Origin of the sequence: Rhodococcus sp. NPDC059968, assembly GCF_042738615.1 — a bacterium.
Classification (GTDB): Bacteria; Actinomycetota; Actinomycetes; order Mycobacteriales; family Mycobacteriaceae; genus Rhodococcus_F.
This window is the reverse complement of record NZ_JBHWUE010000001.1, coordinates 460,445-480,880: the sequence shown is the minus strand read 5'-3', so window position 1 is coordinate 480,880 and position 20,436 is coordinate 460,445. Positions and strand designations below refer to the sequence as shown.

General features: G+C 66.9%; 20 protein-coding genes, 4 tRNA genes and 2 pseudogenes. 16 read left to right on the top strand and 10 right to left on the bottom strand.

Annotated elements, in window-relative coordinates:
* The first annotated feature begins 26 nt into the window (after positions 1-26).
* Complete coding sequence (locus ACFWAY_RS02270) at positions 27-911, top strand: universal stress protein (RefSeq protein WP_378455706.1); 885 nt, start codon at positions 27-29, stop codon at positions 909-911.
* Between the two features lie 11 nt (positions 912-922).
* Here the strand turns inward: ACFWAY_RS02270 and ACFWAY_RS02265 are convergent, their stop codons facing one another.
* A complete protein-coding gene (locus ACFWAY_RS02265; RefSeq protein ID WP_378509693.1) occupies positions 923-1,660 on the bottom strand; it encodes a VIT family protein in 738 nt (245 codons plus the stop codon).
* Between the two features lie 138 nt (positions 1,661-1,798).
* On the opposite strand from ACFWAY_RS02265, the gene ACFWAY_RS02260 reads away from it, so the two are divergent.
* From ACFWAY_RS02260 to ACFWAY_RS02230, 7 genes and pseudogenes are all read left to right on the top strand, one after another.
* Positions 1,799-2,581: an SDR family NAD(P)-dependent oxidoreductase gene (locus ACFWAY_RS02260; protein WP_378509692.1), complete on the top strand. Its 783-nt coding sequence runs from the start codon at positions 1,799-1,801 to the stop codon at positions 2,579-2,581.
* A gap of 26 nt (positions 2,582-2,607) precedes the next feature.
* Positions 2,608-3,669, top strand: a complete 1,062-nt coding sequence (locus tag ACFWAY_RS02255) for a YbhN family protein (protein WP_378509691.1) — start codon at positions 2,608-2,610, stop codon at positions 3,667-3,669.
* A 62-nt stretch (positions 3,670-3,731) separates the two neighbouring features.
* Positions 3,732-4,556, top strand: a complete 825-nt coding sequence (locus tag ACFWAY_RS02250) for an SDR family oxidoreductase (RefSeq protein ID WP_378509690.1) — start codon at positions 3,732-3,734, stop codon at positions 4,554-4,556.
* A 113-nt stretch (positions 4,557-4,669) separates the two neighbouring features.
* Positions 4,670-5,886, top strand: a pseudogene (locus ACFWAY_RS02245) (ABC transporter substrate-binding protein).
* Between the two features lie 22 nt (positions 5,887-5,908).
* On the top strand, positions 5,909-6,766 hold the full coding sequence (locus ACFWAY_RS02240; protein ID WP_378509689.1) for a branched-chain amino acid ABC transporter permease: 858 nt from the start codon (positions 5,909-5,911) through the stop codon (positions 6,764-6,766).
* A 3-nt stretch (positions 6,767-6,769) separates the two neighbouring features.
* A complete protein-coding gene (locus tag ACFWAY_RS02235; RefSeq protein WP_378509688.1) occupies positions 6,770-8,593 on the top strand; it encodes an ATP-binding cassette domain-containing protein in 1,824 nt (607 codons plus the stop codon).
* Positions 8,590-9,327: an ABC transporter ATP-binding protein gene (locus tag ACFWAY_RS02230; RefSeq protein ID WP_378509687.1), complete on the top strand. Its 738-nt coding sequence runs from the start codon at positions 8,590-8,592 to the stop codon at positions 9,325-9,327. The genes ACFWAY_RS02235 and ACFWAY_RS02230 overlap by 4 nt, the downstream gene beginning before the upstream one ends.
* A 4-nt stretch (positions 9,328-9,331) precedes the next feature.
* On the opposite strand, the gene ACFWAY_RS02225 is transcribed toward ACFWAY_RS02230, so the two are convergent.
* Positions 9,332-9,985, bottom strand: a complete 654-nt coding sequence (locus tag ACFWAY_RS02225) for a TetR family transcriptional regulator (RefSeq protein WP_378455715.1) — start codon at positions 9,983-9,985, stop codon at positions 9,332-9,334.
* Between the two features lie 158 nt (positions 9,986-10,143).
* Here ACFWAY_RS02225 and ACFWAY_RS02220 point away from each other — a divergent pair, with 158 nt between their 5' ends.
* Positions 10,144-10,995 carry an alpha/beta fold hydrolase gene (locus ACFWAY_RS02220; RefSeq protein WP_378509740.1) on the top strand — a complete coding sequence of 284 codons (852 nt, stop codon included), beginning with the start codon at positions 10,144-10,146 and terminating at the stop codon, positions 10,993-10,995.
* Here the strand turns inward: ACFWAY_RS02220 and ACFWAY_RS02215 are convergent.
* Positions 10,992-11,708, bottom strand: coding sequence for a TetR/AcrR family transcriptional regulator (locus ACFWAY_RS02215; RefSeq protein ID WP_378455716.1), 717 nt, complete (start codon positions 11,706-11,708; stop codon positions 10,992-10,994). The two genes, ACFWAY_RS02220 and ACFWAY_RS02215, sit on opposite strands and share 4 nt — an antisense overlap.
* Before the next feature lie 69 nt (positions 11,709-11,777).
* Here ACFWAY_RS02215 and ACFWAY_RS02210 point away from each other — a divergent pair, with 69 nt between their 5' ends.
* Positions 11,778-12,113 (top strand): nuclear transport factor 2 family protein, encoded by a 336-nt coding sequence (locus ACFWAY_RS02210; RefSeq protein ID WP_378455717.1) that lies wholly within the window; start codon positions 11,778-11,780, stop codon positions 12,111-12,113.
* 63 nt (positions 12,114-12,176) lie between these two features.
* Here ACFWAY_RS02210 and ACFWAY_RS02205 read toward each other — a convergent pair.
* The 4 genes from ACFWAY_RS02205 to ACFWAY_RS02190 form a co-directional block, all read right to left on the bottom strand.
* Positions 12,177-12,253 (bottom strand) — tRNA-Phe (locus ACFWAY_RS02205).
* A 66-nt stretch (positions 12,254-12,319) separates the two neighbouring features.
* Positions 12,320-12,393: transfer RNA gene (locus ACFWAY_RS02200), tRNA-Asp, on the bottom strand.
* A 96-nt stretch (positions 12,394-12,489) separates the two neighbouring features.
* Positions 12,490-12,562 (bottom strand) — tRNA-Glu (locus ACFWAY_RS02195).
* A 98-nt stretch (positions 12,563-12,660) separates the two neighbouring features.
* Positions 12,661-13,317 (bottom strand): TetR family transcriptional regulator, encoded by a 657-nt coding sequence (locus tag ACFWAY_RS02190; protein ID WP_378455718.1) that lies wholly within the window; start codon positions 13,315-13,317, stop codon positions 12,661-12,663.
* Positions 13,318-13,644: 327 nt separating this feature from the next.
* Between ACFWAY_RS02190 and ACFWAY_RS02185 the strand changes: the two genes are divergently transcribed.
* Positions 13,645-13,717 (top strand) — tRNA-Lys (locus ACFWAY_RS02185).
* A gap of 44 nt (positions 13,718-13,761) precedes the next feature.
* Here the strand turns inward: ACFWAY_RS02185 and ACFWAY_RS02180 are convergent.
* Positions 13,762-14,367: a TetR family transcriptional regulator gene (locus ACFWAY_RS02180; protein ID WP_378509686.1), complete on the bottom strand. Its 606-nt coding sequence runs from the start codon at positions 14,365-14,367 to the stop codon at positions 13,762-13,764.
* Between the two features lie 112 nt (positions 14,368-14,479).
* Here ACFWAY_RS02180 and ACFWAY_RS02175 point away from each other — a divergent pair, with 112 nt between their 5' ends.
* Both ACFWAY_RS02175 and ACFWAY_RS02170 read left to right on the top strand, forming a co-directional pair.
* Positions 14,480-14,953: a DUF4334 domain-containing protein gene (locus ACFWAY_RS02175; protein ID WP_378455720.1), complete on the top strand. Its 474-nt coding sequence runs from the start codon at positions 14,480-14,482 to the stop codon at positions 14,951-14,953.
* A 6-nt stretch (positions 14,954-14,959) separates the two neighbouring features.
* On the top strand, positions 14,960-16,048 hold the full coding sequence (locus ACFWAY_RS02170; protein ID WP_378509685.1) for an NAD(P)-dependent alcohol dehydrogenase: 1,089 nt from the start codon (positions 14,960-14,962) through the stop codon (positions 16,046-16,048).
* Between the two features lie 5 nt (positions 16,049-16,053).
* On the opposite strand, the gene ACFWAY_RS02165 is transcribed toward ACFWAY_RS02170, so the two are convergent.
* Positions 16,054-16,659 carry a hypothetical protein gene (locus ACFWAY_RS02165; protein ID WP_378455722.1) on the bottom strand — a complete coding sequence of 202 codons (606 nt, stop codon included), beginning with the start codon at positions 16,657-16,659 and terminating at the stop codon, positions 16,054-16,056.
* A complete protein-coding gene (locus ACFWAY_RS02160; protein ID WP_037179910.1) occupies positions 16,656-17,045 on the bottom strand; it encodes an MmcQ/YjbR family DNA-binding protein in 390 nt (129 codons plus the stop codon). The genes ACFWAY_RS02165 and ACFWAY_RS02160 overlap by 4 nt, the downstream gene beginning before the upstream one ends.
* A gap of 117 nt (positions 17,046-17,162) precedes the next feature.
* Here ACFWAY_RS02160 and ACFWAY_RS02155 point away from each other — a divergent pair.
* The 3 genes and pseudogenes from ACFWAY_RS02155 (at position 17,163) to dusB (ending at position 20,354) form a co-directional block, all read left to right on the top strand.
* A pseudogene (locus tag ACFWAY_RS02155) lies at positions 17,163-17,764 on the top strand (DUF937 domain-containing protein).
* Positions 17,765-18,176: 412 nt separating this feature from the next.
* On the top strand, positions 18,177-19,133 hold the full coding sequence (locus tag ACFWAY_RS02150; protein ID WP_378455724.1) for an acyl-ACP desaturase: 957 nt from the start codon (positions 18,177-18,179) through the stop codon (positions 19,131-19,133).
* A gap of 78 nt (positions 19,134-19,211) precedes the next feature.
* Positions 19,212-20,354: a tRNA dihydrouridine synthase DusB gene (gene dusB, locus ACFWAY_RS02145; protein WP_378455725.1), complete on the top strand. Its 1,143-nt coding sequence runs from the start codon at positions 19,212-19,214 to the stop codon at positions 20,352-20,354.
* Positions 20,355-20,436 lie beyond the last annotated feature (82 nt).

Here is a 20,436-nt window from a genome sequence, read left to right as displayed (position 1 = left end):
ACCAGCGTGAGCGAAGGGAGCCAGACGTGAGCACACCCGCCAGTCATTCCGTCGTCGTCGGCCTGGACGGATCCGACGCCTCCACCGCTGCCGCCCTGTGGGGCGCCGCAGTCGCGTCGAAGTGGGGTGCCACGCTGTCGCTCGTGCACGCGCTGCCGCAGGACGGCCCGCTGTACAGCCCCGCCGCGATCATGCTGGAATCACAGTTCCTCAGTCAGCTGCGCGAGGACGGCGAGGCCATCATCGGGACGGCGAAGAGGGTGCTGGGACCGAAGTTCCCCGGTCTCGAAATCGAGACGACCATCAGTCCCGGTCCCGCGGGCACTGCACTGCTCGAGGCCGCCGACTGGGCCCGGCTGATCGTGCTCGGATCCACAGGAACGGGAGCGATCCGTTCGGTGCTGCTCGGCTCGACGGCGCTGCACGTCGCCAACCGCGCACCCTGCCCGGTGATCGTTCTCCGGGGTGAGGTCACCACACCGGACCAGCGTCCGGTGGTGGTCGGGGTCGACGGAAGCGACCTCAGCCGCGAAGCCGTGGGCCACGCATTCGAGTTCGCGTCGTTCTTCGAGGCGCCGCTGAGCGCCGTCCACACGTGGCAGGGCTCCCCCAGGCTCGGCGCAGGCGGCACCGGCATGCTCGTCGACTGGGACGCCGTGAAGCAGGAAGAGGAGGCACTGCTCTCCGAGGGCCTCGCGGGCGAGTCGGAACAATACCCGGACGTGTCGGTGACGAGGGTGGCCGAGCAGGGCGCCGCAGCCGACGTCATCCTGCGGCATGCGGGGGACGCCCAGCTGATCGTCGTCGGCAGCCACGGCCGGGGACCGCTGCTCGGCGCGCTGATGGGCTCGACGAGCCAGAATCTGCTCCACCACGCGACGTGTCCGGTCATGATCTGCCGGAGCGAGTGACGGCCGTCCGGCTAGGCGATGCTCGTCCCCACCAGCTGGCCGATTCCGTAGGTGACGATCATCGCGAGGGCTCCACCCAGCACGACGCGGAGCACTGCCCGGGTCCGCTTTGCGCCGCCGAGAGCCGCGCTGACGGTGCCCGTGAGCGCCAGCGCGACCAGCACGGCGACGAACGCCACCGGAATGCGCAGGTGCACAGGCGGTAGGAGGATCGCCAGCAGCGGGACGAGTGCGCCGAGCGTGAAGGACAGCGCCGAGGATCCCGCGGCCTGCCAGGGGTCGGTCAGATCGTCCGGGTCAATGCCCAGTTCCACGTCCACGTGAGCGGCGAAGGCATCGTGATCGGTGAGTTCGCGTGCCACCGTCCGGGCAGTCTCGGAACTCAGCCCCTTGGCCTCGTACATCGCGGCGAGTTCCTCGAACTCGGCGTCGGGGGTCTCGGTGAGTTCGCGACGTTCCTTCGACAGCAGCGCGCGTTCGGTGTCGCGCTGGGTGCTCACCGAGACGTACTCGCCCAGGGCCATCGACACCGCCCCGGCCGCGAGACCCGCGAATCCGGCGGTGAAGATCGCCGACCGCTCGGTGGTGGCTGCGGCCACCCCGACCACCAGACCGGCGGTCGACACGATGCCGTCATTGGCACCGAGAACACCGGCCCGCAACCAGTTGAGGCGGCTCGCCAGACTAGGTGCGTGCGGCTCGTCCGGATGCCGCGAGGGCTCGGCCCGCTCGGCGTTCTCAGCTGACATGCGTTCAGGCTAAGACGAAAAGGCCTGGTCGGATAGCCAGGCTAGGCTGCGCTCGGCTGGGGTGAGCCGTTCCCCACCACCGAAACCAAGCAGTTGCTAGGTTAGGGGCGCTCTTTCCACACACGCTTGGAGTTCCTCATGGCGACACCCGCCACCAGCACACCCCGACGTCGCTGCGCCGCACTGGTCACGGGCGGCACCGGCGGCATCGGCTCCGCCATCGCACGGCAACTCGCGACCCTCGGCCACGACGTGGCCATCACCTACCGATCCAATGCCGACGTCGCCGCAGACCTCGTCGGCGAACTGGAAGGCCGGGGCGTCGGAGCGCAGGCCTTCTCCGCCGACCTCACCGACCAACCCCGCGTCGCGAGTGTCGTGAAGCAGACCGTCGAGCACTTCGGCGGCCTCGGTGTCCTCGTTCACGCCGCGGGACCGCACATTCCGATGATCCACCTGTCCGAGGTCGCTCCCCGGGACTACGCCGAGCACCTCGAACAGGAGGCCGTCGCCTTCTTCACCGTCGTCAAGGCCGCCCTGCCCGCGCTGCGGGAGGCGTCCGGTTCCGTCGTCGCGGTCACGACCGCGGCCACCAGCCGATTCCCGGTGCGCGACGGACTGTCACCGGGCACCAAGGGCGCGATCGAACAGCTGGTCAAGGGATTCGCCGCCGAGGAGGGCCGCTACGGTGTCCGCTTCAACTCGGTCGGCCCGGGAATGCTCACCGACGGCATGGCCGAGCGGCTGATCAACTCCGAAGAACTCGATCAACGCGCACTCGACGCCGCCATGAGCCGGATACCGTTACGCCGGTTCGGCACCGCCGCCGACGTCGCCGAGGCGGTCTGTTTCCTCGCGAGCGACCGGGCCGGATTCGTCACCGGACAGAAGCTCGACGTCGACGGCGGATACACGGTGTGATCACCGGCCATGTGTAATGGATGCGTATGACTGATGCCGAAGACACTCGCCCGACGCCCCGCAGGCGTCGTGTCGAATGGGTGATCGGCGGACTGCTCGTCGTCGTGCTCGCGGTGGAGATCGTCCTCATCTGGCCGGACCTCGCGGAGAGCGTTGAGAACCTCGGCGACCTCGAATGGGGGTGGGTGGCCGCGGCCGTCGTGGCGTCGCTGGCGTCGATGTCGAGTTTCGCCCGGGTCCAGCGCTGCCTGCTGGGGGTCGCGGACGTGCACGTCAAACAGCGACAGTCCCTCGCGGTGACGTTCGCCTCCAATTCGATGAGCGTGACACTGCCGGGCGGTCCGGTCCTGGCGACGACGTTCACATACCGGCAGACGCGCCTCTGGGGTGCGTCACCGGTGGTCGCGACGTGGCAACTGGTGATGGCCGGCGTCCTCCAGGCGATCGGCCTGGCGCTCGTCGGACTGGCGGGCGCACTGCTCGTCGGGGCCAAGACCAACCCGTTCTCGCTGATCTTCACGTTCGGCGGCCTGTGCGCCTTCCTGGTCGTGGCCCAGTACGCCGCTTCGCGACCCGATGCCCTCGAAGGTGTCGGCATCACCGCGCTGCGCGGATTCAACGCGATTCGAAAGAAGCCTCCGCTGACCGGTGTCCGTCAGTGGAAGCACATCGTGAACCAGATGAGCGCCGTCCGGATGGATCGCCGCGACACGGCCCGCGCGTTCGGGTGGTCGCTGTTCAACTGGATCGCCGACGCCTCGTGCCTCGCCTTCGCGTGCTTCGCGGTCGGCGCCCATCCCGGGTTCGCCGGACTCGCCGTCGCGTACGCGGCAGGGAACGCCGCGGGTTCGGCCATCCCGCTCCTGCCCGCAGGGCTCGGTGTCATGGACGCCGTGCTCGTCCCCGCGCTGACCGCCAGCGGAATGACCGGCGCCGAAGCGGTGTCCGCGATCGTCGTCTACCGGCTGGTCAGCTTCCTGCTCATGGCCGCCATCGGCTGGATCGTCTTCGCGGCACGCTTCCGGGGCGCGCAGCAGCAGGGCGAGGAGGGCCCCGACCTCGAACCGCTGTGGCGTCGCGGCACGTGAAAACCTCCCACTGAGAGAGAAACCCGGGCCGAGGCGGCCGACGACGGTCCTACGGTCGAGCCGTGACGGAACCGGAAACACGTGAAAAGCAGGTTGTCGTCGTCACCGGCGCGGCCTCGGGAATCGGAGCCGGGATAGCCCGGCACGCGCTCGCCCGCGGTATGGCCGTGGTCCTCGCCGATATCGACACGGCCGCACTGGACCGGCTGGCCGCCGACCTGGGCGAAGCCGCCCTCACGTACGCAACGGACGTCGCCGACTCCGGATCCGTCCACGCCCTGGCCGATCTCGCGTTCGACTCGTTCGGCCGGGTCGACCTGCTCTTCAACAACGCCGGAATCATGCGCGCCGGATTCCTGTGGCAACTCGGCGAATCCGATTGGGACGCCGCCCTCGGTGTCAACGTGAAGGGTGTCGTCAACGGGATCCGGGCGTTCGTTCCGCGCATGATCGACCAGGGCGGCGGCCGCGTCGTCAACACGGCGTCGGTCGGCGGATTCGCGCCCGGTCCGATGATGTCGCCGTACAGCGCATCGAAGTTCGCGGTCGTCGCGATCACCGAGTGCCTGCAGATGGAGTTGAGCATGGCCGGCGCCCCGGTGTCCGCGAGCGTGCTCGCGCCGGGGCCCGTCGTCACGTCCGTCTTCGACAACCCGTTCGGGGCGGTCTCCCATCCGGCCGTCGATCGGATGGTAGCGCAGATGCGCGAACTGCTCGACACCGATGGACTCGACGCAGACACGTTCGCCGAGTTGGTCTTCGCCGGCATCGACCGGGGCGACTTCTGGCTCGCACCGCAGGGTGAGCACCTCGACAGCATGGTGCGCCAGCACACCGCCACCATCCTCGAGCGGCGAAAGCCGGTGGTCCGGCAGTCGTTTCGCTGAGTGCGGCCCGCCGAGTTCCTCCCGGCGAGTGGGACATTCGACGGACATCGACCGTTAGTTCTGCTACCTTTTGCCGAACCAAGCACTTGCTTGCTTACGTCAAAGGGGCGCCCATGCGAATTCGATCCTCAGCTCTCACTGCGGCGCTCGCCGTCACCGCACTCGCGCTCGCCGGCTGTTCCGGCGCGGGCGCCGACGACGCCGACGCCGCCGGCGGCCCGTATCGGGTGCTCGTGACCGGCGGAATCAGCGGGCAGGGCGCGCTCGCCGCGAATGCTCAGACGTCCGTGCTCGCAGCGAAAGCAAGCGCCGAGGCGGTGAACAGGGTCGGCGGCGTCGGCGGACGCCAAGTGGAGATCACCGTTGTCGACGACGCGGGCGACGCCACCACGGCCGTGTCCAAGCTGCGGGAGGCCATCGCGTCGGGAAGAAGCCCGACCTCTTTCTCAACTCCGGCCCGTCGACCATCACCACCGCGACACTGCCGATCCTCGCGCAGAACAAGATCCTCTCGTTCAACATCGGGCCCACCGAGGATTCGGCGAATCCGGAGAAATACCCGCTCAACTTCGACCTCGCGTCGGGACCGGCCGAAAACGCCGAGACCATCGCGCGATACATCAAGGGCAAGGGATACCAGTCCGTCGGCGTCGTCCACGGGAGCAGCGCTTACGGTGAAGTGTTCGGACAGGCGATGGAAGACGCGCTGAGCGGCGAAGGAGTGAGCAGCACCGGATCCGAGGAATACGACACCGCAGCACTCGACATGACGGCGCAGCTGCAATCGCTGAAGAACCGCGGCACGCAGGCGCTCGTCGTGGACGCCTACGGGGCACCACTCGGATATCTTCTCGCGAGCCTTCAGCGGCTCGACTGGAACATTCCGCTCGTCGGAAACACCTCGGTCGCGGGAACGTCACTGGTCTCGAAGGCTGCACCGGAAGGTGTGCTCGGCACTCCGGCAACGGCGAATCTGGTCATGCACGCCCTCTCGAGCACGGTCTTCGACGCTGACGACACCGCTGTCAACACCATGGTCGACAACATGAAGGCCATGGGCGACATCCCGTCGACGCTGATCCTCGCGGACAACTACGACGCACTGCCCCTCGTCGTGGCCGCCGCGAACAAGGCCGGATCCTCGTCCGACCCCGAAGCCCTCGCCGATGCGCTCGAGAACCAGGAAGTCCTCGACAGCGCCGAGACCGCGTTTTCGCCGTCCTATCACTTCTCGGCAGACTCGCACGCGTCGAAACCGGGAGACGAAGCGTACAAGTTCGTGCCGCCGAGCCCACTCCTCAACGGCCAGTACGGAAACCCGAGCGCGTGACACTCGACCACAGGAGATTCCGGTGACCATAGTCTGGTCGGGCCTCGCGCTGGGGGCGGTCTACACGCTCGTAGCGATCGGCTACAACATCGTCTTCATCTCGTCCCACACGTTCAACTTCGCTCAGGCCCAGCTGATGATGGTCGGAACCTTCGTCGCCTACACCGGACTGGTCACCCTGAAGTTGCCGATCCTCGTCGTTGCGGTGACAGCGACGGTGGCGGTGACGATCCTGGCCGGCATCGAGGAGATCGTCGCAGTCCGGCCGGTCCGTGATCGCCAGAATCAGCTCGTCACCACGCTCGGCGCCGCGACACTGATCAACGGTGCGACGCAGCTGATCTGGGGAAGCGAACCGCTCACCGTCCCGTTCTTCGGTTCGAACGATCCGATCACGGTCCTCGGTGGCCGCACGTATCCGGTCGAGATCGTGCTGCTGATTCTGGCGATCGTGCTGGTGGTCGTCCTCGGCCGGGTCCTGACCCGGACCGTGACAGGTCTCGCCCTCCTAGGCATCTCCGAGGACCGCGAAGCCGCCCAGCTGCGTGGTGTCAACGTCCGGGCGCTCGCTCTCGGTGCGTTCGCCTTTTCGGGCGCGCTCGCCGGATTCCTCGGGCTCTTCGTGGGTCCCAAGACGTTCGCGGTGGCCACCCTGGGTTCGGCGCTGGCCATCAAGGGCTTCGTCGCATTGGCGATCGGCGGGTTCGGCTCGCTCCCCGGCGCACTGGTCGGTGGTCTGACCGTCGGTCTCGTCGAGTCGTTCGCCGCTCTCGAGCTGGGTAGCCAGTACAGCAACATCGCGGTCTTCGTGGTCCTCATCGCGATCCTCATGGTGCGTCCGGCCGGACTGTTCGGCCGGGTGCGGGAACGGGTGGTGTAAACAATGTCCCTGTGGCGCCTGATTCGATCGGTCCCGAGTTGGCTCTTTCCGCTCGCCGTCGGCCTCCTCGTGCTGTTCCTGCCGGAGTTCGGTCTCGACTTCGCGCTGTCCCGCCAGGTGCAACTCGCCTGCATCCTCGCGCTGGTCGTCAGCGGACTCAACCTCAGTCTCGGCTATGCGGGTGAACTGGCACTCGGCCAGGCCGCAATGTACGCGGCCGGGGCGTACACCGCAGCGCTCATGTCGATCGCCGGTTACACCGACATCGTGCTGCAGTTGATCACCTCGGGTCTGGTCGCGCTCGTAGTCGGTATCGTCACCGGAATCCCGGGATTGCGGCTCGGCAGTTGGTCATTGGCGATGACCTCGTTCTTCCTCGTCCTCCTCGTACCGGACATCATCGCCGTCTTCGGGGACGCCACCGGAGGCCGGAACGGACTCAGCGGGATCGAACCGGCGACCCTGTTCGGTGAAGTAGTGGACGCCGACCGGTTCTACATGGTCGTCGTCATCGTCGCGATCCTCTGGTTCGCGGTCATGCGCAACCTGGTCGTCTCCCGGCACGGTATCGCGTTCCGCACACTGAAACAGAGCCCGGTACTGGCCTCCTCGGTGGGCATCTCGGTGTTCCGGATGAAGCTTCTCGGTTATGCGATCGGCGCATTCCCGGCCGGCCTCGCAGGCGCATTGTTCGCGAACATCGACATGTACGTCTCACCCGAGGCGTTCGGATTCACCTTCGCGACAGCAGTTCTGGCGGCGTGCATCCTCGGCGGCGCGACGAGTGTCTACGGCGCGGCGGTCGGGGCAGCGATCATGCAACTCGGACCGAACCAATCGTCCGAGTTCCAGCAGTACGCCCTGGTCTTCTACGGTGGGTTCCTGATTCTCGGCGGCGTCCTCCTCAGTGGTGGCCTCGCGAAGGTCGCCAAGCAGGCCGCGGCACGGTTGGACCGGGCGGCAGGCCTGACCGGCAGTAGAACAGGAACCCACCCCAGGGACACGAACCGATCCGCGATGGCCCCGATGTCGGGTCAGACGCTCGTGGTCGAGGGCATCTCGAAGGCATTCGGCGGCAACCAGGCACTCGACAACGCGTCGCTGCGCGCCGAACCGGGCGACATCACCGCACTGATCGGACCGAACGGCTCGGGGAAGACCACGATGCTGAACATGATCTGCGGGTTCTACCGTCCCGACAGCGGGCGAATCCTGATCGGTGACAACGAGGTCCAGGGCAGGGCGCCGGAACAGGTCGCCAGATGCGGTGTGGCACGAACCTTCCAGACACCCGACATCCCCGACGGCGTCACGGTTCTCGAGGCCGTGGCCTCGGGTCGATACAGCACCGATCGAGTATCGATGCTCTCGACCGTGTTGCGGCTTCCCCGCCACCACAAGGTCCGCGTCGACGACATCGCCACGGCGGAACGCGCACTCGACATCGTGGGACTGTCGCATCTCCGCGACGAGACCGCTACCGCACTCCCCCTCGGAATGCGGAGGCTTCTCGAGGTCGCCCGGTCGGTCGTCGCCGAGCCACGGCTACTTCTGCTCGACGAGGTGGCGTCCGGCCTCGACGAGGACGAAGTGGCACGGCTCGCCGACCTGATCCGGCAACTCAGCGATGCCGGATGCACGATCGTGCTGGTCGAGCACAACTTCCGCTTGGTACTGGAACTCGCCGACACCATCGTCGTACTCGCCCAGGGACACGTGATCGCGGCGGGTGCGCCGTCCGAGATCGAACACAACCCTCGCGTACTCAGCGAATACCTCGACGTAGTCGCCGAAGACACGGAACTGGCCGGAGAGGCGACCTCATGACCGAACAGACGACGAAGCCCCTCCTGAGTCTGCGGAATGTGCAGTCCGGCTACGGCGACCTCCGGGTGGTGTGGGACGTCTCGCTCGACGTGTGGCCCGGCAAGGTCACCGCACTGCTCGGGCGGAACGGCGCGGGGAAGACCAGCACCCTGCGTGCCATCTCGGGACTGAACAAGGTTTCCGGCGGGACGATCGAGTTCGACGGCCGCAACATCGCGAAGGTGGCGCCGCACCGGCGGGTCCGCCAGGGAATGGCGTACGTGCAGGAGGGAAAGAGGGTCTTCCACCGGCAGACCGTGGAACAGAACCTGATTCTCGGCGGGTACGTCCGCAAGATGAGACGGTCGGGCGTGCGCGAGGAGGTGGCGCGTATCTACGACTTGTTCCCCGTCCTCGGCCGGAAACGTGGACTGCTCGCGGGGGCGATGTCCGGCGGGCAGCAGCAGATGCTGGCAATCGGGCAGGCGCTGATGGCCGAACCCACACTGCTCCTGCTCGACGAACCTTCCGGCGGACTGGCGCCCGTGATCGTCAACGAAGTACTGGAACGCGTGACCGTCCTCAAGGAAGCGGGGCTGGCGGTGCTCCTCGTCGAGCAGGCTGTCGACGCTGCGATGAGCGTGGCCGACCACGTGACCGTCCTCGACGTCGGACGCGTCGTCATGGATGCGGACGCGAGCGAGATCGATGACAGGGCGGTGATTCGCGACGCCTACTTCGGACGCGTCGGCTGAAAAACTAGCCGCCGAGGCGCCGGAACACGAGACGGACCGCGAGCCCGAGATGAGCCATCACCTCGTCCACCGAGATGCGGCCGGCCACCCAGGACACCAGGCTCGACATCCAGACGTCGCCGATCACGCGGATGGCGTTCAACTGGTCGTCGGAGATCTGCTCGACGCCGATGGTCTTGGCGAACATCTCGGTCATCAGGGCGCCGAACGCATCCAGCTCGGCCGAAGCCGACGCGTCCGCGAACATGAACGCGCGCACCAGGGCCTCGTAGCGCGGCCGGTCCTTCTCGAGGACTTCCGTGTTCTTCCGGAGGACGAACAGGATCCGCTCCGACGGCGTGTCCCCCGGGATCGCGACGTTCTCGAACCGGGACCGCATTCCCTCGAACACCATCAGCAGGCCCATCACCAGCATGTGGTTCTTCGACGGGAAGTAGCGGTACACGGTGCCCAGCGCGACGCCCGCCCGATCGGCGATGGCCCGCATCTGCACGGCGTCGTACCCGCCCTCGGAGGCGAGTTCCATCGCCGCGGCGACGATCCGCTGGTAACGCTCCCGCTGCGGGGCCTTGGCCCCACGCGAGGGCAGCTGCCCGTTGCGAAGCAACGACAGTAGCCCGTCGCGGCCCGCCGTCAGCGGCTCTTCAGCACTGCTCATGGACGTCAGCCTAGCGACAGTCACCTCGGGGTCGTCCGGCGACGGCACCGGTTCCGGTCGTCACGATGTCCGGATCGGTTGGGCCTCCCCCGGATAGACTCCACCTCGACCGCCGGAGGTTTCCCGTGCCCAGAGTTCATGTCGGACCCGAGGATCGTGTGATCCGGCTGAGCGACGGACGCCTGATGGGTTTCGCGGAGTACGGCGATCCCGGCGGTTTCACCGTCGTGAACGCCCACGGCGGACTCGCCGGCCGCCTCGACGTCGCGGCCGCCGACCGGAGCGCTCGCGACGCCGGCATCCGCCTCCTGTCCCCCGACCGACCAGGGATCGGACTGTCGGATCCGCAGCCGGGCCGGACGGTCCTCGACTGGGCCCGGGACGTCGAAGACCTCGTGAATCACCTCGGCGTCGGCCGTTTCGGTGTCATGGGGTGGTCGATGGGCGGACAGTACGCGCTCGCGGTCGGTGCCGGGGTCGCGTCGCGCGTGACGAGTGTCGCGGTGATCGCCGGGGCCCTGCCCCTCACCGAACCCGGGGTGTTCGCCCAGCTTCCCGCCGGGGACCGCGCCTTCACCCGGCTGTCCCAGCGCGCTCCGCTGGTGGCGCGGATCTGCTTTCGCGTCATGGGCGCCGTCGCGCTGCGTGCGCCCGTGCTGTTCCGGCGACTCGGCGCCCGCGACCTCGGCGCCGCCGACGCAGCCGTTCTCCGCTCCGAGCCCGTCCGGAACTTCTCGCTGATGTCCGGCGAGGCTCTCCGGACGGCGCCCGGGATGGTGGAGGACTACCGGGCGTGGATGCGGCCGTGGGGGTTCGCGCCCGAGGATCTGACCGTGCCGGTCGATGTCTGGGGTGGAAGCGAGGACGAACTCGTGCCCACGCACTGGCCGCCCGAACTCGCCCGCCGGATTCCCGGCGCCACGCTGAACATCCGCACCGGTGGTCATTTCATGGCTCACCTGCACTACCGCGAGATCTTCGACACCCTGCGGCGGCGCTCGGAGGTCTAGTTCGCCGCCGCCAGCTTGTCGAGCCATTCCCGCATCAGGAGCAGCTCGCCGGCGCTCAACCCGGACCGCCCCGGGTCGGCGTCGAGGGCGTGCGCGAGCGCGCTCGCCTTCTCGACTACCTCCCGCGAGGCTTCCGACCGCACAGCGTCGGGTGCCGGCCGGATCAGCCCGGCGATCACGTTGTCGCGCAGTTCCCGTGACAGGGAGAGGTCGGCTCCGCCCTCCGGCTGAGCGATGAGGTGCAGGGTCATGCCGACGTTCGCCGCCACGAATTGTCCGGCGGCGACGGCCGGCGTCACCCGCAGCCGTCCCTGCCGCGCGATCTCGGTCAGCAACTCGAGGAGCTTCGTCTCGGCGACGGAGGTCACCGCGCACGGCTCGCCCGGGGCGATCCGGCCGTACAGCAGGACGTAGAACGAGGGATTGTCGAGCCCGTAGCGGACGTGATCGTCCCAGCCGTGCCGCAGGTCGTCGACCGGGTCGTCCCCTCGCCGATTCGTGGCCCGGACGTACTGCCCGAACCCGTACTCCACGACCGCGTCGAACAGGCCCTGCTTGCTGCCGAAGTGGTGGTACAGCGTCGGGGCCTGCACGCCGGCGAGATCGCAGACGGCGCGGGTGGACACGGGTTTGCCCTTGGCCTCGTCGAGCAGTTGGGCCGCCGCCTCCAGCAGACGGTCGCGGGCCTTACCAGCCACACTCTTCTCTGTCACACCGCTATGCTACTTCTATAGCGTTGCTATACACGCGGAACTGCTGCAGGCAGGGACAGGGAGAACACAATGAACACCACCACGACACCCGAGGTCGTCACGCGCTACTTTCGGGCAGCCGACGCAGGCGACCTCGACGCGCTCGCAGCGTGCTTCACCGAGCACGGGGCCGTGACCGACGAAGGCCGGACCGTCCGCGGGCGCGACGGCATCCGGCAATGGCGCAGGGACCTCGAATCGAAGTACACCTACACGGTCGAGGTGACCGGAACGGAGACGGTCGCCGAGGACAGCTACGTGATCACCACCACGGTGGAAGGAAATTTCCCGGGAAGCCCGGTGGAATTGAAGTACGAGTTCGTTCTCAGCGACGGCCTCGTCGACACACTGCGGATCGCCCCGTAGCCGCACAGGAGAACGAAAAAACTCCGCTGTCGACGTTCTCGACAACGGAGCTTCGGTGAATCGTGGTGGCCAGGGCCGGGATCGAACCGGCGACCTTCCGCTTTTCAGGCGGACGCTCGTACCAACTGAGCTACCTGGCCGGACGGCACCCGAACCGAATGCCTATCGCATTGTGTTGCCGATACTCGGTATCGGCAACACACTTGCGACCCTGACGGGACTCGAACCCGCGACCTCCGCCGTGACAGGGCGGCGCGCTAACCAACTGCGCCACAGGGCCTTGCTTTGTCCTGCTGTGCTTTACAAGTGTAAAGCGTTACTGCGTGTCACTTTTACTGCCGTCGAACCATACCTCATGCTCGACACCGGTCAAACGTACCCCCTACGGGATTCGAACCCGCGCTACCGCCTTGAAAGGGCGGCGTCCTAGGCCGCTAGACGAAGGGGGCCCGCCGGATTTCTCCGAACCAGTACCTCAACGGCGTTCCGTTGGGAGCTTGGATAGCTTAGGACACGGATCGAGAATTTCCCAAATCGCCAGGTCAGACTACGAATCGGGCAGTTCCGAACCGGAATCCGGCCATCCTTCCCTCGCAAACTTCTCCAACCATTCGGGTGAAGCCATCGCAGCGAGGATCACTTCGAGCGATTCCGCGAATCGCTCGCCGAGGTCACCCTCCAGTGCCGTCATGTCGGACATGTACCGCTGGCCGGCGAGAGACGCCGCCAGGACCCGGGTGAACTTCTCGGGGTCGGCGCCGGCGCGCAGCAGACCGTCGCGCTGAGCGCGGATCGCGAACTCGTGCGCGGTGCGCCCCCACACCTGCGAGCCGCCGGACTGCACGTCCGGATAGAACTCGGGTTCGACGATCAGCCGGAATTCGGCCCGCACGATGACGCTCGAATGGAAGAGCTTCGCCAGGTCGATGACGAAACCGTGGAGGGCTTCGAACGGCCCGATGTCCGTGCGACCGGTCCACCTGTCGGTCAGGGCGGTGAATTGCTCCACTCCAGATTGAAGGACGGCACGGGCGAGCTCTTCCTTCGATTGGAAGTGGAAGTACATCGCCCCTTTGGTGGCGTTCGAGCCCTCGAGGATCGTGTTGACCGACGCCGCCGCATAGCCGCGCTTCGCGAACTCGATGGCGGCCGACTCCACCAGCGCAGCGCGAGTACGTCGCGCACGCTCCTGCTGACGTGCCATGACGGTGAATCCCTCTCCCAGATGTAGTAACCCCACTTTTCGCCCTGCCGGGACGAGCGTGGAGTCATACATAACAGTATCCCCGTTTTGAAAAAACCGACACAGCAGTCCGTAGATCATGGAAACTTCTCAGAAACCAACTTGAAGACCTTTATGGAGTTGAAACCGGACCGCTGCCGAAAACACACCAAGTGGTATAATTTGGGTCGGCTCGGGTGCGCTGCAGGGGGTGCGCACCCGAGCCGACCCTTTTCACCCCCACGCGGCGCGCCGTGCCGGGGGTCCTGCTTTCTCGGTCACTGTCCGCGCACTAGACTCTGGCCCCGCGCCCCTATAGCTCAGTTGGTAGAGCTACGGACTTTTAATCCGCAGGTCGTAGGTTCGAGCCCTACTGGGGGCACTCTCCCCTTACTCGGCACCATGCCGGGTAGGGGGAACGAGCACTCACTCGCGGCCCGGCGCTTCCTCCGCGGCAGGCACCCGGATCAGACGACGAACCGCCTCGACAGCGGTCTGCCGGCGCTGTGCCACCGTCCGCTCACCCGACTTTCCCCCCGCCGCCTTGCGTCCGCTACGGGCGGTCGCCAGCGACAAGGCGATGTCGGTGATCACGAGCAGCAGCTCGCCCGCGTTCCACGACGGATCGACGAAACCCGCCTGCTGCCCTCTCCGAATCTCGTCGATCTTGGGCCGCAGGGCGAGGATCCGCGCGTCGCTGCCGGCGATCTGCTCGCGCATCTCGAGGTCGGCCCACTTCTGAAGCGTCGCGTTCTCGGGGTGCGCCACGTAGTCGTCGAACAACCGGCCCGCGTAGCCCGGCAGATCGTCACCCCGCAGCGCCGTCTGTTCCGTCGTCTCGGCGATCCATTGCTCGATGACGGCGTCGAACAGCGCTTCCTTGCTGTCGAAGTACGCATACAGACGGTCCTTGCTCGCTCGGGCCGTCTCTGCGATGCGGTTGATCCGGGCTCCGGCGACTCCGTGGCGGGCGAACTCTTCCTTGGCCGCGGCGAGGATCCGTTCTCGCGTGGCTTCTCCCGCAGTTCGCATTCCGACATCCTAAATTGCCCGTTGCCGAACCATCTGGTTCGGCGTAGCGTGCGCAGTTGACGAACAGTTTGGTTCGTAAACCTCGCGACTCCTCACCCCAAGGACCGTTTCCATGGACATCGATCAGGCCCGCAGCACGTTCCACGAGCTCCGGGGGCGCGAGAGCGGCGTCTCCCCCGACGAACTCGACGCCGTGTGGGCGGCGCTCGACACCGTCAGGGCCGAAGACATCCTCGGCAGCTGGAAGGGCGACGACTTCGCCACCGGACACCGCCTGCACGAGAAACTGTTCGCGAGCCGCTGGCACGGAAAGACGTTCCACTCCCTCGAGGATGCGAAGCCGTTGATCTGCCGCGACGCGGACGGCAACCTCTATTCCGACGTCAAGGGCGGCAACGGCGAAGCCAGCCTGTGGAACATCGAGTTCCGGGGAGAGGTCACCGCGACCATGGTGTACGACGGCGCACCCATCTTCGATCACTTCAAGAAGGTGAACGACTCCACTCTCATGGGCATCATGAACGGTAAGTCCGCACTGGTCCTCGACGGCGGTCGGCACTACTACTTCCTGCTCGAAAGAGACTGAGTTCCAATGCAGGTCACCGCAGCCGTCTCACGCGGACCCGATTCTCCGTTCACGCTGGAGACGGTCGAACTCGACGAGCCCCGCGCGGACGAGGTACTGGTGCGCATCGTCGCCACCGGCCTGTGCCACACGGACCTCTTCACCAAGGCGGCCCTCCCTCATGCCCTCGGCCCCACCGTCCTCGGGCACGAAGGTGCCGGGATCGTCATGGACGTCGGGTCACGCGTGAGTGGGGTGACGCCCGGTGATCACGTCATTCTCAGCTATCGCCACTGCGGCGACTGCGACCAATGCCGAAGCGCGGGTCCGGCGTACTGCGTCGACGCGCACCGGCTGAACAGTTCGGGCCGACGCGTGGACGGTTCGGCCACCGTCACCCAGAACGGCGAACCCGTGCGCGCCGCCTTCTTCGGCCAGTCCAGCTTCGCCGAGCACGTACTCGCGACGGCCGACAACGTCGTCGTCGTCGACAAGTCCGTCGACCTGGCCGCCGCGGCACCGCTCGGCTGCGGTTTCCAGACGGGTGCCGGCGCGGTACTGAACGTGCTCCGGCCCGGCAGTGATTCGAGTGTGGTCGTCTTCGGCGCGGGCAGCGTCGGGTTCGCCGCACTGCTCGCGGCCCGATCAGTGGGCGTCGCAACGCTTCTCGCAGTCGATCCGGTACCCGCACGACGTGCGCTCGCGGAGGAGTTCGGTGCGGTCGCGATCGATCCCGGGTCGCAGGACGTGGTCGCCGCGATCCGTGCGGCAACGGGCGGCGGCGCCACCCATACCCTGGACACGACGGGGATCCCCGCCGTCATCGGCCAGGCGGTGTCGTCCCTGCGCGCGCGGGGCAGCGCGGTGGTCGTCGGCCTCGGCGCACCCGAAGTGACGGTGAACATTCAGGACCTCATGCTGAGCGGCAAGACCCTCCGCGGCTGCGTCGAGGGCGATTCGTCGGTGCAGCAGTTCATCCCGCAGTTGCTGGCGCTGCACGCGGACGGGAAGTTCCCGTTCGACCGTCTCGTCACCGAGTATCGATTCGACGACATCAACCGCGCCGTCGCCGATCAGGCCGCGGGCACGGTGATCAAACCCGTGCTCGTGTGGTGAATTCCCTAGGGCGTGGCAGGTGACGGTCCGGCCGGCGGCCCGTCGCTGCCCACGTCTCCGTCTTTCGCTTTCGTGTCTCTCCGCATCTCGGCGATATCCTCACCGCGCTTGCGGTACGTGTAGCTGACTCCGGCGACGCCGAGGAACAGCACGACGCCGATGATGGCGCCGGCGAGCGACGCGCCGCGGAATCCGGGCGCGTCGACGTCCATGATCCGTTCGCCCGCGTGCGCTGCGCTGTTGCCGCCGAGCACCACACTGAGCGTCAGCAGGTTGGGCAGCACCACGAGGACCCCGAGGATCAGCAGCACGATCTGCACGGGCTTGAACCGGCGCCGGCGGAACAACCGCCACGCTCCGCGGAACAGCAGCAGGGGCAGGAGGGTGCACAGGGTGCCGAACAACAGTCCCCACAGGATGCCGCCGCCGAAGCCGCCCTCGGCCAGTCCGCCCACGTTCTGAGCCCACGCCCGCGGGAGGTATGCCGCGAGGATGAAGTAGGCGATGACCAGTACCACCAGAAGAACGGCGATGCCGATGGCCCGCTTGGCCCACGCCGGCAGTCCTGATTTCGCCGGTGTGGAGGTGGATGCGCTGTTGTCGGTCGTCATGACTGGTCTCCCTGCGTCGGCAACGGTTCTTCGTCGAGCACCTGCTCGGCCAGTCGCTTCGGGGCGACGAGCGTGTACGACGTCCTGATCCACTCACGTAGCTGTTCCCACCGGGGCTCGTCCGCGTCCGCGACGTCCAGTGCGATCCAGCCGTGTCTACCGAGACCGTATCCCGCGGGCTCGGCCCCTGGTTCCGTTGCGACGACCGCTTCGGCCTCGTCGACGGTGAGCTTCACCGTCAACCGGGTGGCCTCCACGTCACTGAACACGAAGTTCTTCCCCCGCACCCGGAAGGTCGGGTGTCCGTCCCATTGGGCGACGTCCACCCGCACGGCTTCGGGCAACTCGGCGACGATCTGTTCCAGGCGGCTCATGTTGTTGCCCATGTGACGATTGTCGGCAGCGCCCCGACCGACCGCAACCGGCATAACGGACACGCGGGGTTCACTAGTGTCGGGAGTCCGGGGGTGTCGACGACGAACCCCACGACGAGGCAGGCATCAATGGCATCGATTGACGACCTTCTGTCCCAGATACCGATCAACCAGATCGCCCGGCAACTCGGCGTCGACGAGGCCACTGCCGAGACCGCGGTGAAATCGGCGCTGCCGACGCTCGTCGGCGGGCTCGGCGCCAACGCCGAAGATCCGAACGGCGCCGCGTCGCTGCAGAGCGCGCTGCACGACCACAGCGGCACGACGCTGCTCGACGGCGGAATAGACATCGACCAGGTCGACACGGACGACGGCGACAAGATCGTGTCCAACATCTTCGGCGGCGAACGTGATCAGGTGGCGAGCACGCTCGGCGGTGTGGGCGGCGGCAGCGGAGTGGGCAGCGACCTCATGAAGCAGTGCTCCCGATCCTTGCGCCGATCGTGCTGGCGTACATCGCGAAGCAGGTGACGGGCGGCGGAAGTTCGGCTCCGCAGCCGCAGGGCGCGGGCCAGGCAGGCGGCGGACTCGGGGACGTCCTCGGCGGGCTCCTCGGAGGAAGCGGCGGTTCCGGCGGCCTCGGCGGGGTCCTGGGCGGCCTGCTCGGAAAGGGTGCGGGCGGCGGACTGGGCGACGTACTCGGCGGACTGCTCGGCGGCGGAAAGAAGTAGGTCCCGGGGGGCGGCGGGGCCGCCGCTCCCCTACGGGTGGCGATATTCACACCTGGGGTGGATCGAATTCCCAGGAGACCGACAGCCCGGACGAACGGGCCTCCGCGCAACCGCCGACACGGCTCGAGTTACGGCGGGGAATCTGTGGAGACCGACAAATCTGTGATCGTCCACAACTGCCCGCGCGTCGCTGTGATGATCTCTCCCTGCGATGATTACGCTGGTCACCGCATACGCAACCTCATCAGTACACTGTCATGTAACGGTTCGCCGCGTCGCGGCGACACATCCCGGAAGATCCATTACGGATCGGTAACTTGGACGGTTCCCGGGCCGCCGACGGCGTTTACCAACGTACTTACGGTGCCGTAGGCTGAACAAAGTCAAATTGAGCTACATGGAGGCATTACACATGGCGAGGGATCTGACCCAACTCGAACTGCTGCAGGAGTTGTCGCCGGTTGCAGAAGAGAACGTCAACCGCCACCTCTCCATGGCCAAGGAATGGCATCCCCACGACTATGTTCCGTGGGACGAAGGACGCAACTTCGCCGCGATGGGCGGCAGCGACTGGGATCCCGAGCAGTCGCAGCTCGACGAGGTCGCCAAGGCCGCGATGATCACGAACCTCCTCACCGAGGACAACCTGCCGTCGTACCACCGCGAGATCGCCGAGAACTTCTCGCAGGACGGCGCGTGGGGAACGTGGGTCGGTCGCTGGACCGCCGAGGAGAACCGTCACGGCATCGTGATGCGCGATTACCTCGTCGTGACCCGCGCCGTCGACCCCGTCCAGCTCGAGCGTTTCCGCATGGAGCACATGACCAACGGCTTCGCCTCCCCCGCCGACGTCGACGCCGGCTTCCTCCACTCCGTCGCATACGTGACGTTCCAGGAACTCGCCACCCGCGTCAGCCACCGCAACACCGGTAAGGCGTGCAAGGACCCGATCGCCGACAAGATGCTGCAGCGCATCGCCGCCGACGAGAACCTGCACATGATCTTCTACCGCAACATGTGCGGCGCGGCCCTCGACCTCGCGCCCGATCAGGCGCTCGAGGCCATCAACATGATCGTCCAGAACTTCCAGATGCCCGGCGCCGGCATGCCGAACTTCCGACGCAACGGTGTGCTCATGGCCAAGCACGGCATCTACGACCTGCGTCAGCACCTCGAAGAGGTCGTGATGCCCGTCCTGCGCAAGTGGAACATTTTCGAGCGCACCGATTTCACCGCCCGCGGCGAAGAGATCCGCGAGAGCCTCGGCAAGTTCCTCGAGAACCTCGAGGGCCAGGCCACCAAGTTCGAGGAGCAGCGCGACCGCATGCTGGCCCGCGAGGCCAAGAAGCGCGAGCAGAAGGCTTCGTGACGTAAACAGTTATCCTGTGCCCGGTACCGGATTCGGTACCGGGCACATTTTTTTCCAGCACTTTCGCAGAGGTCGTCAATGTCATCCCTTCGTATCGGATCGCTCGAGCTGCGCAGTCCGGTGGTTCTGGCCCCCATGGCCGGGATCACCAACGTCGCGTTCCGCACGCTGTGCCGTGAGCTCGAGACTGAGCGCGCGGGCAGCACGTCCGGCCTGTACGTCTGCGAGATGGTGACCGCGCGTGCGCTGGTGGAACGGCAGCCCGCGACCCTGCACATGACGACGTTCGGCCCGACCGAGACACCGCGGTCGCTGCAGCTGTACACCGTCGACCCCGACACCACGTACGCCGCGGCCAAGATGATCGTGGACGAGAACATGGCCGACCACATCGACATGAACTTCGGCTGCCCGGTTCCCAAGGTGACCCGCAAGGGTGGCGGCGCGGCGCTGCCGTACAAGCGCGCCCTGTTCGGCCGGATCGTCGCGGCGGCCGTGAAGGCGACCGAGGGCACCGACATCCCGGTGACCGTCAAGTTCCGCGTCGGCATCGACGCGGAGCACCACACCCATCTCGACGCCGGCCGGATCGCCGCCGGCGAAGGCGCCGCCGCCGTAGCACTGCACGCGCGTACCGCCTCGCAGCGGTACTCCGGCACGGCCGACTGGAACGAGATCGCCCGGCTCAAGGAACACGTCACGGACGTGCCCGTGCTCGGGAACGGCGACATCTTCGCCGCCGAGGATGCGGCCCGCATGATGGACCAGACCGGTTGCGACGGCGTCGTCGTCGGGCGCGGATGCCTCGGCCGGCCGTGGCTGTTCGCCGAGCTGAGCGCGGCACTGAACGGGAAACCGCAGCCCACTCCCCCCGATCTCGGCGAGGTGACCACGATCATCCGCCGTCACGCGGAACTCCTCGCCGATCACCACGGCGAGGACAAGGGCCTGCGTGAACTGCGCAAGCACGTGTCCTGGTACCTGCGGGGCTTCCCCGCAGGGCCCGAGCTGCGGGTCGCGATGGCCCTCGTGAGCACCCTCACCGAACTCGACGACCTCCTCGTCCAGCTCGATCCGACCATTCCGTTCCCCAAGGACGCCGAGGGACCGCGGGGACGGCAGGGGTCACCCGGCACGGTCGCGCTCCCCGAGGGGTGGCTCGACGACCCCGACGACTGCCTGGTGCCCGCCGGCGCCGACCTCATGCACTCTGGTGGTTAGCAGCACGAGCGCGCGTCACCTCGCTACATGTGTGGAGCCTCGACGTTCGATAAGTACTATGGCTGGAATCCGTCGAGGCCGA

What these genes read in the sequence shown, in the direction of transcription:
- ACFWAY_RS02265 (WP_378509693.1), bottom strand. Translation starts at nt 1,660, where the DNA reads ATGTCAGCTGAGAACGCCGAGCGGGCCGAGCCCTCGCGGCATCCGGAC.
- ACFWAY_RS02260 (WP_378509692.1), top strand. Translation starts at nt 1,799, where the DNA reads ATGGCGACACCCGCCACCAGCACACCCCGACGTCGCTGCGCCGCACTG.
- ACFWAY_RS02255 (WP_378509691.1), top strand. Translation starts at nt 2,608, where the DNA reads ATGACTGATGCCGAAGACACTCGCCCGACGCCCCGCAGGCGTCGTGTC.
- ACFWAY_RS02235 (WP_378509688.1), top strand. Translation starts at nt 6,770, where the DNA reads ATGTCCCTGTGGCGCCTGATTCGATCGGTCCCGAGTTGGCTCTTTCCG.
- ACFWAY_RS02230 (WP_378509687.1), top strand. Translation starts at nt 8,590, where the DNA reads ATGACCGAACAGACGACGAAGCCCCTCCTGAGTCTGCGGAATGTGCAG.
- ACFWAY_RS02225 (WP_378455715.1), bottom strand. Translation starts at nt 9,985, where the DNA reads ATGAGCAGTGCTGAAGAGCCGCTGACGGCGGGCCGCGACGGGCTACTG.
- ACFWAY_RS02210 (WP_378455717.1), top strand. Translation starts at nt 11,778, where the DNA reads ATGAACACCACCACGACACCCGAGGTCGTCACGCGCTACTTTCGGGCA.
- ACFWAY_RS02190 (WP_378455718.1), bottom strand. Translation starts at nt 13,317, where the DNA reads ATGGCACGTCAGCAGGAGCGTGCGCGACGTACTCGCGCTGCGCTGGTG.
- ACFWAY_RS02180 (WP_378509686.1), bottom strand. Translation starts at nt 14,367, where the DNA reads ATGCGAACTGCGGGAGAAGCCACGCGAGAACGGATCCTCGCCGCGGCC.
- ACFWAY_RS02175 (WP_378455720.1), top strand. Translation starts at nt 14,480, where the DNA reads ATGGACATCGATCAGGCCCGCAGCACGTTCCACGAGCTCCGGGGGCGC.
- ACFWAY_RS02170 (WP_378509685.1), top strand. Translation starts at nt 14,960, where the DNA reads ATGCAGGTCACCGCAGCCGTCTCACGCGGACCCGATTCTCCGTTCACG.
- ACFWAY_RS02165 (WP_378455722.1), bottom strand. Translation starts at nt 16,659, where the DNA reads ATGACGACCGACAACAGCGCATCCACCTCCACACCGGCGAAATCAGGA.
- ACFWAY_RS02160 (WP_037179910.1), bottom strand. Translation starts at nt 17,045, where the DNA reads ATGGGCAACAACATGAGCCGCCTGGAACAGATCGTCGCCGAGTTGCCC.
- ACFWAY_RS02150 (WP_378455724.1), top strand. Translation starts at nt 18,177, where the DNA reads ATGGCGAGGGATCTGACCCAACTCGAACTGCTGCAGGAGTTGTCGCCG.
- dusB (WP_378455725.1), top strand. Translation starts at nt 19,212, where the DNA reads ATGTCATCCCTTCGTATCGGATCGCTCGAGCTGCGCAGTCCGGTGGTT.